Here is a 12,377-nt window from a genome sequence, read left to right as displayed (position 1 = left end):
GATTGCATGTGCGGTATCGTCGCGTTCTGTGATAAGGACATCATCGACAAGGACTATACGATCCAGTCGATGATGAAGATGATCCAGCATCGTGGCCCGAACGTCAAGGGCAGCGGGTATTACACGAACGACACCGTGGCCATGGGGTTCCGGCGTCTGAGCGTCATCGATCTGGCGGGCGGCAGGCAGCCGATCTACAACGAGGACGAGTCGGTGCTCATCACCTTCAACGGCGAGATCTACAATTTTCAAAGCCTGCGGGAAGACCTGATCGCCGCCGGGCACACGTTCCGCACCAAGGCCGACACCGAGGTGCTGCTGCACGGCTACGAGGAATGGGGCATGGACGGGCTGCTGGGGCGCGTCCGCGGCATGTTCGCGTTCCTGATCTGGGACGACAACAAGAAGGCCATGTTCGGCGCCCGCGACTTCTTCGGCATCAAACCTTTGTATTACTATCATGAAGGCGGCACGTTCATCGTCGGCTCCGAGATCAAGTCGTTCCTGGTGCACCCGCACTTCAGGAAGGAACTCAACGAACGCGCGCTCAAGCCTTTCCTGATGAACCAGTACAACGATCTCGACGAGACCTTCTTCAAGGGCGTCTATCGTTTCCCCGCCGGGCATTGGTTCGAATACCGCGACGGGAGGATGGACACCCATGAGTTCTGGGACGCGGATTACCGCCATGTCGACTACCGGCGCAGCGACGAGGAGACCATCGACGCCATCGACAAGGAAGTGACCGGATCCGTCGAGGCGCATCGCGTCGCCGACGTCAAGGTCGGGGCGTTCCTCTCCGAGGGCGTGGACTCCAGCTACGTGACCACGATCCTGAAGCCCAACGAGGTCTTCAGCGTCAACTTCGACGAAGGGCCGTTCGACGAGGCGGGCAAAGCGAAGGAACTCGCCGACCACGAGGGGCTGCACTTCAACCAGTACAGCGTGAAGGCCGACGAGGCGTTCCGGGACTTCGCCGAGATGCAGTACCACCTGGACGAGCCCGACGCGAACCCGTCGGTGATCCCGCTGTGGTACCTCTGCCGGCTCGCGCGCAAGAAGGTGACCGTGGTGCTCTCGGGCGAGGGCGCGGACGAGCTGTTCGCCGGGTACATGAACTACGGCGTGCACACCAGGAGCCGCGCGATCTGGGACTTCGCGGCCGACATCCACAAGCTGCCCAACGGCATGCGGCGCATCGTGGCCAACACGGTCGAAAAGATGCCGAATTTCCCCGGGCGCACGCAGATCTACACGCAGGCGGCGCATCCGCGCGAATACTACGCCGGCCAGTCCGTGGGCTACGACATGGCCCAGCCCACGATTTTCACCTCCACGCAGGCCAACGCGGTGCTGAAACCGCAGTACCGCAACGGTCTGACGGTCAACGGCCTCTACCAGGCCGACTTCGACAAGGTCGCGGACGCCGAGGAACTCAAGCAGATCCAGTACATCGACCTGAAGCACTTCATGTTCAGCGACATCCTGCAGAAGGCCGACAAGATCTCGATGGCGCATTCGCTCGAGCTGCGCGTGCCCTACCTTGACCGCAAGGTGGCCGAGCTGGCGCAGACCATCCCCTCCTCGAAGCTCCTGAACAGCAACAACTCCAAGGACATCTTCCGCAAGGCCGCCAACCGGCACCTGCCCGAGGAATGGTCGAAGCGGCCGAAGCTCGGCTTCCCGACCCCGATCAAGGCGTGGCTGCGCGAGGAGAAGTACTGCGCCCAGGTGCGTGCGCTCTTCAGCGAGGACTGGGTGGCGCAATTCTTCGACCAGGAGAAGATACTCCGGCTCTTGCAGGACAACTTCGACGGCAGGATCGACGCGCGCCGTCAGATCTGGAACATCTTCACGTTCCTGACCTGGTACAGGCTCTTCTTCGTCGACTTCGAGGAGACCAGACGCAAGTACGAGAAACTGCAGCCAGACGTGCAGGAATTCATGGACAAGGGCATCCTGGTCTGAGCAATTGGTCCGTGGGGCGGCTGCGCTGCTCAACGCTTGCTCCGCGTATTGTTTTCTGCTTCGTACACTGCTTCTATCGCAGCGAAAGACGGGTTCCGCGCCTCAAAGATGTCGCGCCGGAACCGGATTTGATAGTTACTGCTGCCGAGCTCTGAGCACCTTGGCGCGGGCGACCGTGTCTTCGGCGAGAATCGTCTGGGCGTCGATGATGGGCAGGTCGGGAAGCGGGAAGGCCTCGTTCAACACCGAAAGTTCGGTGCAGCCGAGCACCACGATGTCGCAGCGGTAGGGCGCCGAGGCGGACTTGTCGAGGAACGCGTCGATGACCGTGCGGTAGCGTTCCAGGCTCAGTGGTCCGCCGCTTTTCACATCGTCGTAGATCAGTGAATCGATACGTTTCTGCAACTCGTCATTAGGCTCGACGAACGTATAGCCGGCCGCCTCGATCTCGCGCTGGTAGAGCCCGGAATGGCGCGAGCCCTCAGTGCCCATGAAGCCCACGCGCGGGTGCGTCGCCACCGGCAAGTTGCGTTTCATACGCTCGACGGCCCCGGCGAGCATGTTCATGATCGGCACGTCGGTGAGCTCCTGGAAGCGCGGCAGCATGAAATGCGCGGTGTTGCAGGGAATGGTGATGAAGCTGGCACCGATGGCCGTCGCCTTGGCGATGTCGTCGGCGATGACGGGGAACGGGTCGTCGCCGCTCTGCCCGAGCATGAACGCCGTGCGGTCGGGTACGGAGGCGTCGTTGAAGACCACATAGTCGAGGAAGTCCTGATCGGTGTCGGCGTCGCTCATCTTGTCGATCAGCCGGATATACGATTCGGTCGCCAGGGTGCCCATGCCGCCGATAACCGCAAAGAATGGTCGTCTCATCTTGTCCGTCTCCGTCTGTGAAAAATTACCATACCAGCAAACCCCAAGGATACCGCTGTATGCCACCAATACGCATTCGCGGCTTTGTCTCAATCGGCTATTTGAGGTCTGCCTTCTGCTTGAAGTACTGCGCGTAACGCTTCTTGTAGATCGAGAACGCATGGCGGATCAACAGCCAGCGCATGGGGTTCCTGTCCTTGCGGTATTCCAGCGTCGTGCCCCAGTCGCCTTTGGCGACCATCTCCATGCCGCGCCGCTTGTCCTCGCCTTCGACCACGTAGTCGCGGAAGATCGAGCGCGGAATCTCCATCCAGAGCTTGCCGCCACGGCCGATGACGGTCTTGCCGTCGAAGGCGGAGTCCTCGACCAGGTCCTCGACGAAATAGCGGGCGAGGTTGTAGCCATTGAGCGTCACGAAATAGCTGGAACGGCCCTGACGCAGGTTGATTTCGAAAAGCTTGTAGGTCTGGTCGCGGTCGTCGTATTTCATGTCGAAATTGGCGACGCCCTCATAGCCGATGTCCTCGAGGAACGCCTTGATTTTCAGGCAGATCTCCTCGTTGTAGTCGGGGATGATGGCCGCGTAATTGCCCACGGCCTCCGGGGTCGGGTCCTCGAGCAGGGGATGGCCCAGGAACATCATGCGCACGCGGTGGTGGCGGTCGACGTAGGCGTTGAGCACGCGCATGTGCGAGTCGTCGCCCGGGATGAAGTCCTGCAGGATCATTTCGGCGTGATACCCGGCGCCATACGAGAGGTTGATGAGCTTGTCCAGCTCCTCCGGCGTCTCGATGACGAACGCCTTCTTGCGTCCGGGGAAGTCGATGTCGAGCCAGGCGGCGGAATCAGCCGGTTTCATGGCGACGGGGAAGTCGAAGGGCAGGTTCTTGTATTCGCCGCGTGCCGCGCTCTCTTCGGTGATGACTTTGGTCTTGGGGTACGGCAGACCGTAGCGCTCACAGGTCTCGTAGAACGTGTTCTTATAGCTCAGCTGACGATTGAGCGCCGGGTCGAGCGTGTTGAAGACGTAGTAGGGCGCGAGGTCCGCGCTGCTATGGCTCAGAAGGTTCGCATACAGGTCGCCGCAGGGGATAAGCAGCAGCGTCGTGTCCGGCAGGCTGGCCTTCATCGTCTTCGCGTAGTCGATCAGCGTCTTGCGGAAGGTCTCGATCTCGCCGAAGCCCTCGACGATATGTACGTCGACGATTTTGCTGAATCGTGTGGGCGCGAGCTGGAAGTGCGCGAAGGCCGTCGAAACGATGCCGTACGCCTCGTGAAAGGCGCGGGCCATACCGTAGGCGTTGATATCACTGCCTAAAAGGACCGGTTGAAATTGCTTCATGGTGCTAGCTTACCTCTTGAATATTTTCGAAAATGGCGGAAACGGATGACGACTACCAATGACAGATGACGAACGACGGATGGCGGCTGGTCAGCTGAACAGCCGGGTGACGATAGAGGTGTCGCCTTCATAGGGCGCGTGCCTGCCGTCCACTTTGAGCCATTGTTCCTCGCCCTTGCCGACGATAAGTATGACGTCAAAGCCGTCGTGTGCCCGAGCCTCGGCGATGGCGGTTTCGACGGCCTTCTGACGGTCGACAACGATGCTTGAGTGCACGTTGGGATCGGTGACGGCGGCTTGCATCGTCTCGCAGATATCCTCGGCGCGCTCACGGTCGGGGTCGTCGGTGGTGATGATGATGCGATCGACACGGTGTTGCGCGGCCTCGATGATCTCCTGCCGGCGATCTACGGCCTTGCCGCCCGCGGAGCCGCTGACCAGTGTAATACGCGGTTTCTTCGCTTCGTATCGTTCGACGACGAAGTCGATCAGCGCGGAAACGCTGGCGAAATTATGCGCGTAGTCGACGATGGCGATATTGTGCCCATGCGAGTCCTTGAACTGTTCCATGCGGCCTGAAATACGCACGTTTTCGAGGGCGTGCGAGATTGATTGGTAATGAAGATTCGCCCCGGCGATTCGTGCGATGGTGAGTGCGGCGGCGGCATTGGCATAGTTGAAGTCGCCGTCCATGTCGAGCTTGTAGATGTCGGATCCGTCCGGTAGATCGGTGGCGTCGGCTCCTTGGCTTTGCGGGTCTGCGATGGAACGTGGGTCGCCCGTGCCCGTGCGGCTTTGAGACGGCATATCCGCTCCCGCCACGTCGATATGGAATGCTGTGTGATTCCTATCCGCCGGCCATGCAACGGTATCCGCCTCCGCGCCATTGCTGCGTCCTTCGCTGTGCAGCGCAAAAGTGGTGACGGGAACATGGGCGGCGGCAGCGTCCTCCTCGATCAGGTCGGCGTGGTCGCAGTCGGCACCCAGCACCAACGCCTTGCTGTTGGTTGTGATCTGACGTTTGCAATACAAGTAGTCCTCGAAGGTGGGATGCTCGATCGGGCTGATATGGTCCGGCGAGATGTTCAGAAACGCACCGACGTCGAAGTTGAGCCCATAGACGCGATCGACTTTGTAGGCCTGGGACGAGACTTCCATCACCAGGTAGCGCATCCCGTTGTCGACTGCCTGCCGCATCATCCTGAAGGCGTCCATCGATTCCGGTGTCGTGAGCGCGGAGGCCGTGTACGTATGGCCGTCAAGGCAGTTGTCGACGGACGAAAACAGGGCGGCCTTCCCGTCGCTGGCGGTGTTCAGGATCGCCTGAACGAAGTAGGCGGTGGTCGTCTTGCCCTTGGTCCCGGTGATGCCGATGAGCGCGAGCTCGTCTTGCGGGCGCCCATAGAATTGCGCGGAGAGCAGGCTCATGGCCTTGCGGATGTCGGTGACGATGATGCCGACGGCACTGCAATCCGCGCTGAAATCCGTTTCCGAGACGTAGGCCTTGAGCCCACGTTCGTCACAGCCGGAAAGATACTCGGTTTTGAAATGTCCCTTGCAGCATAAGAGCGTTCCGGCTTGCACCTGCCGGGTGTCGTAGGTGATCGAGGTGAACGCCTCGTCGGCACCGGCGAAGCGAGCGGGGTTGCGTGACCATGTCTTGTCTTGGATGATCTCGCGGAGGAGATGATGCTTGTCAAGCAATGCAACCGCAGTTGCCACACTCAGAGCCATATCAAACCTTTCTTGCCAACCACATAAGGCTAGCGCATCGGGCGCGCGGAAACAGGGGATGGACGCCACAATCGAATGGAACTTACACATCACGGCGGTCCCACGGTGTGTTCCGGCAAAACCGACACGTGGTTTCGCGTGGTCCGGCGGCCGGCGTTGACGGTTGCGCCGCGTTGGCATTATCTTCGTTTTGCAAGGCATGCTCAATAGGAAACCCGTACGAAAGCAACGGTCTAAAGGTCTTTCGTACGGGTTCGCCGGCTTAGGATGCGCCTGTTACAGCCAGTCGTCGGTGATGGGTCGGCGGCCACGGGATTCCATCCACAAGTTGAATGAATCCTTCCACTTCTTATGGGCCGCGCGCTGCCAATCCATCAGGTCGCCGAGCCTCAAGTTGCCGACCTGCGGATAGAGCGTGGACATGGGCCTGATGAGATCGACGGCCGCGGTGGTGTCGGCGGTGGCGTCGTGGAAGTCGCCGTGTGGCTCCACGCCGTAATATTCGGTGGTGTAGGTCAGTGTGCGCTTGCCGTGACGGTGCGAGATCTCGCGGTCGATGACCAATGGATCGACCACCAACAGCTCGTCAGGCAGTGCCGTGAGCTTCCAGCGTTTGAGGTCCCCGGCCAGCATCCGCACGTCGAACGGTGCGTTGTAGGCGAGCAGCGGGATGCGTTTGGCGAGTGCTGCGGTGACGATGGAAGCGATGGCGGCGATGGCATCACTGGGTTCGGCGCCGTTGGCCTCGAGGAATTCGTCGGTGAACCCGTTGACCCGGCTTGCGCCCGCGCTGATGTGCCGATGCGGATTGACGACCCATTCCGCCACAACGTCACCGGCGTAGCCTTTCGCCGGGTCGCGCAAAACCAGCGAGGCCGAGACGATGGCGTCGGTGGGACCGGTGCCGGTGGTCTCGGTGTCGAAACCAAGCAGCCACGCCTCTTTCAGCGTCGTATCGTCATCCTGCATGGGGGCAAGCGCGACGGCATCGAGCATGATCGCCGCGTTGTCTGCGTCCGCGTTGTTCTTCATTGTTGTCATAATCATATTGTGCGTTCCGATTCCGACATCGGATTACTTTTGGGTTGGCGGGCATCGATCCACGTTCGTGATGATTCGTCTTTCGTCCGGATCGGCGATATCCCCAGAATCGGCTTTTGGCTGGTCATGTCGGCAAAACCGTATATGTGCGTCATCAATGTCATAATAAATGGCGGCAAAAGCGCGTGTCGGCCGAGGCAACGGCGATGCGTAGAATAGTAACGTGACACAAACCGATCAGGCACAGCCCAAGCAGCAGGAGCGCGAGACGACCGCCCAGAAGCGTGCGCGTTTCGAAGCGCTGGCGATGCCTGCCGTCGATACGCTCTATCGTCAGGCGATGAAACTGACGAACAACCCGGAGGATGCCCAGGATCTGGTGCAGGACGCCTACGAACGCGCGTTCAAAGCCTTCGACAGTTTCCGCCCCGGCAGCAATTTCGAGGCGTGGATGACCACCATCGAACGCAACGCCTACTTCAACCAGTACGCCAAGGCCAAGCGCCGCCCGCAGCGTGCCAACGATTCCACGGGGGAGTACGACGACTGGGATATCTACTCCGCTTCCGACCACTCCTCGGAAGGGCTGAAATCCGCCGAACAGGAATACCTGGACGGGTTCGCCCCGGCCGAGATCATGCAGGCGTTGGATTCGCTGTCGCCCGAGCGTCGGCAGGTTTTCATCGACACCGCCATCGACGGCAAATCCTACAAGCAGGTCGCCGCCGAACAGGGCATCAAAATCGGCACCGTGATGAGCCGACTCAATCGCGCACGCTCTCAGCTGAAAGATGAGCTGACCGACTATGCCCGTCAGCGCGGTTACGGCAAGGATGCGTCGGCAAAAACCGCAAAGAAGGCCAAAAAACCGGTTGCTGTGCAGGATTCAGGAGCAGTCGAACAGGCCGGGAAATAGAAGAAACCCGTATCTTCACTATCCGCGAACCCCAAAACAGCCAAAATGAGTAATAATAGTTAATTAGATGTCACGAAAGGAACATATCGATGGACGGACGAATCGAGCGTACCAGCCGAGTGGTGGTGAGAAGCCAGCACTCCGACGGTCTCACGCGTACCGACATCGAGATTTCCGGTTACGATTGCGCCAATCATCTCTCTGACGACGAATGTTTCAATCCGGAATCCTGCTGCGACGCGCGCGAGAAGGCTTTGATTGCCGAGTTGCGTGAGCTCTTGCGACCGACGGCTGCCCCGGAATGCCTGATTGCCAAGCTTCAGGCGACGCTTGACCGTTGCTGCCTTGAGGAATCCTGCGGCGGTGACGTCGCTGCCGTATAAATGCGATTTACGGCATCGTTTTAATGATTTTTGTGTCTATTCTTTTTAGTGTACGGTTTTCATCTGCGTTGATGTGAAACCTTTATTCGGCTGTATCCGGCTTTTCGCAACCGGAACAATCAGCGCGAAACGCATACTCTCACAAGGCCAAACTTCGGTTATCAACAACACTTTTGGCCGATAACCCCGACTTGACGTTTTCCGTTATCTGCATATGAAAAATGCCCCGCACTTGCTGCGAGGCATTCCCCATATTTACGTACCTAACGGAACTCAGGCATTTGGCCTTTTGCCGTGGTTGGCCGCCTTCTTGCGGCGGTCCTTACGCTTACGTCCGCGCATTCCCATGATGGACTCCTTTGCAGTTCTATGAATAAGCCTTAGGTATTATCGCACGTTGTTGCGACTTCATACAAGTCCCCGCCCTGAACTGAACGGAGGCTTGCGGTATTCGTCACGCTGGCTCAGCGCTGTTCGGCCTTGAAATAGAGGTTGGTCGAGCTGGTCTCGCCCGGAGCCACGACGATCAGATCCTTGCCGCTGTTGAACGCGTTGGCATAGGCGGTCTGCGGCTCGATGGCGACGCCGGCCGGGTGGCTATCGGGCGCGAAGCCGGTGCCGGTGCACATCTGGAAGGAGGTGATGGTCTTGTCGCCGCCGACATGCACAGTGAGCCCGTCCGGACGGTTCAAAGTGGCGAAGGTATTGCCCTCGGCGTCGCGCTCCACGTCGGTCCACGCGTCGTCGAACGGCTGCTCGGTCAGTGCGGTAGGCGTGCGCAGGTCGAACTTGGTGCCGTCCACGGGCTCGGTGCCGGTTGGCAGCAGACGTTCGTTGACGGTGACGTGCGTGCGCGCCGGAATGGTGACCTTGCACTGTGCGTTCTGCCCGTCGATCTCGTCGCCGTAGCCGCCGAAGCCGTTGGCGATCCACGGATGGATGGCCAGAGCCCAAGGAGCATTGACGTTGTCGTTGTTGGTCGCGGACAAGGTGAGCGTAAGACCGTCGTCGCCTAAGCTGAAGATGGCGCGGACCAGCAGATCGAAGGGATAGCCCTTCATGTTGCCGGTGCGCCAGGTGAGTGCCACGCGGTCCTCTTCAAGGCTTTCGAGGTTCCAGAAGGCCCGGTAGCCGTAGCCGTGGATCGCGTTGTGCTTTTCGTGTTCGTCGATGGGCAGCTCGTAGGTCTTGCCTTCGAAGGTATACACGCCGTCTTCGATGCGGTTGGGGAAGGGGACGAGCAGTTGCCCGTTGGAGCAGGGCACGGTCTTGTCCGGGTCCCACGAGGCGATCATGTCCTGGCCGCGGTAGGTGAGTTTGCGCAAGGTCGCGCCGAGCTCGGTGATTACCGCCGTGTAGTCGCCGTGCGAAATGGTGAATTGTTGGCCCGAGCGGAGGGGCAGTGTCGTTGAAGTCATATCAACTCCTGTTATAGAAACGTAATTGTTACCGTTCACTATTCTAATATGACACTCTGTCTGATTCTGCGGCACGTGCGGCTCAGACGAACATGTCATGATCCGTATTGTGCTGTTTTTAAAGCTCTTGGTGCACCAAGATGGCCGAAATATGAAGAATGAGCCTCAATTCCGGGTAAAAATGGCCTCTTGGTGCACCAAGATGGCCGAAATATGAAGAATGAGCCTCAATTCCGGGTAAAAATGGCCTCTTGGTGCACCAAGAAGGCCGAAAAACGAAGATTGCCTGCCCAAAATGGCTAATACGGGCTTCTTGGTGCACCAAGATGGCTATTTTTACGACATTGAGAATCAGAAGGTTGTTTGTGGGTTCACGGATTTGGCGAGCCGACTTTACCAGGTGCCGATTTCGGCGACGGTGGCGCCGAGCACGCGTACCAGGTCATTTGGATTCACGCCAACGCTGAAACCGCGCTTGCCTCCGGAAATGATGATTTCGTCGAATTGCATCGCACTTGCATCAAGCACTGTCTTGTGTTTGGTGCGTTGCCCCAACGGCGAGATACCGCCTACCACGTAGCCGCTTTCACGTTGAGCCACCTTCGGATCGGCCATGGCCGCCTTTTTGGCTCCGACCGCGGCGGCTAGGTCCTTCATGTCCAGGTGCCCGCTGACAGGGACAACGCCGATGACCCGTTCCTCGCCGGTGTCGGCCATCAGCGTCTTGAACGAGCGATGCGGATCGATACCCAGTTTTTCCGCGCCTTCGAGCCCGTAGCCCTCGTCCATGTGATCGGAGGAATGCTCGTATTCGTAGATCTTGAAGGGGATACCCGCTTCGGTCAACTCGCGTGTGGCCGGGGTCGACGCGGTTCCCGCCGCCTTTTTATGCTTCTTGCTCATGATTTCAGTTTTAGCATCTAACGCGATGAAACGCGCAGAAATCTGTGGATGGTTGCTTATACGAAGAGGCTCCAACCCATATAGGCTGGAGCCTCTTTTAATACGTTGCCTAATTAACAGGCACCTGCATTATCGCAGGGTGCTCACTTGCTGATTTCAGCGAAGTAGAGCAGGGTGCGGATCATGTTGCAGGTGAAGCCGTACTCGTTGTCGTAGAAGGCAACGGTGCGGGCCAGCGTGGTGCCGTCGATGGTGTTGACATCGGTCTGGGTGGGGTCGAAGACGCCGCCGTGGGTGTCGTCGATGATGTCGGAGGTGACGATGCTGTCGCCGTTGTAGCCGAAGGTCTCGTTGTTCTCGAAGGCCTTCTTGGCGGCGGCGTTGATCTCGTCAACGGTGGTTTCCTTGTTGAGCACGGTGAAGAGCTCGGTGAAGGAGCCGTCGGGGATCTGCACGCGCTGGGCGTGGCCCTGCAGCTTGCCGTTGACCGAAGGAACGACCTTGCCGATCGCCTTGGCGGCGCCGGTGGAGTGCTCGATCGTGTTGACGGCGGCGGCGCGGTTGTTGCGCGGCTTGGAGCCACGAGGGCCGTCAAGCAGCATCTGGCTGCCGGTGTAGGCGTGCACGGTGGTCATGAAGCCGACCTTGATGCCGAACTCGTCGTCCATCATCTTGACGAGCGCCGCGAAGGAGTTCGTGGTGCAGGAGCCGGCGGAAACGATGTTGTCGCTGGGTTTGAGGATCTCCTGGTTGACGCCGAAGACCACGGTCGGGGTGGTGTCGTCCTTCGCCGGAGCGGAGATGAGGACCTTCTTGGCGCCGGCGTCCAGGTGAGCCTGGCTCTTGGCGGCGGAGGTGTAGAAGCCGGTGCACTCGAGCACGAACTCAACGCCATCGTTCTTCACCCACGGAATGTTGCGGGCGTCCTTCTCGGCATAGACCTTGTATTCCTTGCCGTCGACCACGATCGCGTCATCGGTGGACTCGACCTTGACCGGGGTGCCGTCGTCGTGACGGAAGGTGCCGTGAACGCTGTCGTACTTCAGCAGGTAAGCGAGCATGGCCGGGGTCGTCAAATCGTTGATTGCTGCGACCTCGATGTCACTGGCCTCGCCACCGCGGGCCTGAAGTTCGAAAATGCGACGGAACGCAAGGCGGCCGATGCGGCCGAAACCGTTAATACCAATCTTTACTGTCATGTAATTCTCCCTAAAGGAAACAGTTCGGGAACACGGGCTCGTGCCCTTCACTGTATATTTACCAACACTTGTTACTTTAACTTGTCTGCTCTACTAAAAAAGGTGTTTTCCCACGTTTCCGGGTCGAAACCGACCAAAACTTTGTTAGCGCTCACAATTATCGGCCGCTTGACCAGCATGCCATTGGTTGCAAGGAGTTTCAGCTGCTCGTCTTCGCTCATTTCGGGCAGTTTGCTCTTGAGTTTCATTTCGCGATAAGGCATGCCCGAGGTGTTGAAGAAGCGTTTGAGCGGCAGGCCGCTCGCCTTCCACCAGCGCTTGAGTTCGGCGGCGGTGGGATTGTCGGTTTTGATGTTGCGTTCGCTGAAATCGATGCCCTTCTCGCCGAGCCATTTGCGGGCGCGGGCGCAGGTGGTGCAGTGGTTGTAGCACACGAAAAGCACTTTGCCGTCGTGTTGCGCCGGGTCGGGTTTCGTGGTTGAGGTTGTTGTATCGGTCATGGTGGGTCCTTTCAGTGCATTATTGATTCGATTCTAGGTTTTTGCGAGGTGGCATGAAAGCGGGAAATGCCGGTAGCGCGGTCAGATAGTGTTCAAT

Annotated in this window: 12 protein-coding genes; 3 read left to right on the top strand and 9 right to left on the bottom strand. The window is 59.0% G+C overall.

Annotated elements, in window-relative coordinates; genetic code table 11:
- The first annotated feature begins 6 nt into the window (after positions 1-6).
- A complete protein-coding gene (asnB, locus tag OZX75_RS04520) occupies positions 7-1,968 on the top strand; it encodes an asparagine synthase (glutamine-hydrolyzing) (RefSeq protein WP_277147311.1) in 1,962 nt (653 codons plus the stop codon).
- Positions 1,969-2,103: 135 nt separating this feature from the next.
- On the opposite strand, the gene OZX75_RS04515 is transcribed toward asnB, so the two are convergent.
- The 4 genes from OZX75_RS04515 to OZX75_RS04500 all read right to left on the bottom strand — a co-directional run bounded on the left by OZX75_RS04515 (position 2,104) and on the right by OZX75_RS04500 (position 6,961).
- Positions 2,104-2,844 carry an aspartate/glutamate racemase family protein gene (locus OZX75_RS04515; protein WP_277147309.1) on the bottom strand — a complete coding sequence of 247 codons (741 nt, stop codon included), beginning with the start codon at positions 2,842-2,844 and terminating at the stop codon, positions 2,104-2,106.
- A 97-nt stretch (positions 2,845-2,941) separates the two neighbouring features.
- Positions 2,942-4,186 carry a carboxylate--amine ligase gene (locus tag OZX75_RS04510; protein ID WP_277147307.1) on the bottom strand — a complete coding sequence of 415 codons (1,245 nt, stop codon included), beginning with the start codon at positions 4,184-4,186 and terminating at the stop codon, positions 2,942-2,944.
- A gap of 90 nt (positions 4,187-4,276) precedes the next feature.
- The gene (locus OZX75_RS04505; RefSeq protein WP_277147305.1) at positions 4,277-5,920 is read right to left on the bottom strand and encodes a UDP-N-acetylmuramoyl-L-alanyl-D-glutamate--2,6-diaminopimelate ligase; all 1,644 of its coding nucleotides are present in this window, start codon (positions 5,918-5,920) and stop codon (positions 4,277-4,279) included.
- A gap of 276 nt (positions 5,921-6,196) precedes the next feature.
- Positions 6,197-6,961 carry an exonuclease domain-containing protein gene (locus OZX75_RS04500; protein WP_277147303.1) on the bottom strand — a complete coding sequence of 255 codons (765 nt, stop codon included), beginning with the start codon at positions 6,959-6,961 and terminating at the stop codon, positions 6,197-6,199.
- 307 nt (positions 6,962-7,268) lie between these two features.
- On the opposite strand from OZX75_RS04500, the gene OZX75_RS04495 reads away from it, so the two are divergent.
- Positions 7,269-7,877: a sigma-70 family RNA polymerase sigma factor gene (locus OZX75_RS04495; RefSeq protein WP_277147403.1), complete on the top strand. Its 609-nt coding sequence runs from the start codon at positions 7,269-7,271 to the stop codon at positions 7,875-7,877.
- Between the two features lie 89 nt (positions 7,878-7,966).
- The gene (locus OZX75_RS04490) at positions 7,967-8,260 is read left to right on the top strand and encodes a hypothetical protein (protein WP_277147301.1); all 294 of its coding nucleotides are present in this window, start codon (positions 7,967-7,969) and stop codon (positions 8,258-8,260) included.
- A 273-nt stretch (positions 8,261-8,533) separates the two neighbouring features.
- Here OZX75_RS04490 and OZX75_RS08640 read toward each other — a convergent pair whose 3' ends face one another.
- From OZX75_RS08640 to OZX75_RS04470, 5 genes are all read right to left on the bottom strand, one after another.
- Positions 8,534-8,608 carry a 50S ribosomal protein bL37 gene (locus OZX75_RS08640; protein ID WP_003817083.1) on the bottom strand — a complete coding sequence of 25 codons (75 nt, stop codon included), beginning with the start codon at positions 8,606-8,608 and terminating at the stop codon, positions 8,534-8,536.
- Between the two features lie 116 nt (positions 8,609-8,724).
- Positions 8,725-9,678, bottom strand: coding sequence for an aldose 1-epimerase family protein (locus tag OZX75_RS04485; protein ID WP_277147299.1), 954 nt, complete (start codon positions 9,676-9,678; stop codon positions 8,725-8,727).
- Between the two features lie 393 nt (positions 9,679-10,071).
- Positions 10,072-10,581: a Cys-tRNA(Pro) deacylase gene (gene ybaK / locus OZX75_RS04480; RefSeq protein WP_277147297.1), complete on the bottom strand. Its 510-nt coding sequence runs from the start codon at positions 10,579-10,581 to the stop codon at positions 10,072-10,074.
- 143 nt (positions 10,582-10,724) lie between these two features.
- Positions 10,725-11,780 carry a type I glyceraldehyde-3-phosphate dehydrogenase gene (gene gap, locus OZX75_RS04475; RefSeq protein ID WP_277147295.1) on the bottom strand — a complete coding sequence of 352 codons (1,056 nt, stop codon included), beginning with the start codon at positions 11,778-11,780 and terminating at the stop codon, positions 10,725-10,727.
- A 71-nt stretch (positions 11,781-11,851) separates the two neighbouring features.
- A complete protein-coding gene (locus OZX75_RS04470) occupies positions 11,852-12,280 on the bottom strand; it encodes an arsenate reductase family protein (protein ID WP_277147292.1) in 429 nt (142 codons plus the stop codon).
- Between the last annotated feature and the right edge of the window lie 97 nt (positions 12,281-12,377).

The sequence above is a fragment of the Bifidobacterium sp. ESL0800 genome (genome assembly GCF_029395355.1).
GTDB lineage: Bacteria > Actinomycetota > Actinomycetes > Actinomycetales > Bifidobacteriaceae > Bifidobacterium.
Note: the sequence above shows the minus strand (reverse complement) of the source record. Positions and strands in the feature narration are given on the sequence as shown.

Coding starts and splice junctions, on each gene's coding strand:
- asnB (WP_277147311.1), top strand. CDS start 7: ATGTGCGGTATCGTCGCGTTCTGTGATAAGGACATCATCGACAAGGAC.
- OZX75_RS04515 (WP_277147309.1), bottom strand. CDS start 2,844: ATGAGACGACCATTCTTTGCGGTTATCGGCGGCATGGGCACCCTGGCG.
- OZX75_RS04510 (WP_277147307.1), bottom strand. CDS start 4,186: ATGAAGCAATTTCAACCGGTCCTTTTAGGCAGTGATATCAACGCCTAC.
- OZX75_RS04505 (WP_277147305.1), bottom strand. CDS start 5,920: ATGGCTCTGAGTGTGGCAACTGCGGTTGCATTGCTTGACAAGCATCAT.
- OZX75_RS04500 (WP_277147303.1), bottom strand. CDS start 6,961: ATGACAACAATGAAGAACAACGCGGACGCAGACAACGCGGCGATCATG.
- OZX75_RS04495 (WP_277147403.1), top strand. CDS start 7,269: ATGCCTGCCGTCGATACGCTCTATCGTCAGGCGATGAAACTGACGAAC.
- OZX75_RS04490 (WP_277147301.1), top strand. CDS start 7,967: ATGGACGGACGAATCGAGCGTACCAGCCGAGTGGTGGTGAGAAGCCAG.
- OZX75_RS04485 (WP_277147299.1), bottom strand. CDS start 9,678: ATGACTTCAACGACACTGCCCCTCCGCTCGGGCCAACAATTCACCATT.
- ybaK (WP_277147297.1), bottom strand. CDS start 10,581: ATGAGCAAGAAGCATAAAAAGGCGGCGGGAACCGCGTCGACCCCGGCC.
- gap (WP_277147295.1), bottom strand. CDS start 11,780: ATGACAGTAAAGATTGGTATTAACGGTTTCGGCCGCATCGGCCGCCTT.
- OZX75_RS04470 (WP_277147292.1), bottom strand. CDS start 12,280: ATGACCGATACAACAACCTCAACCACGAAACCCGACCCGGCGCAACAC.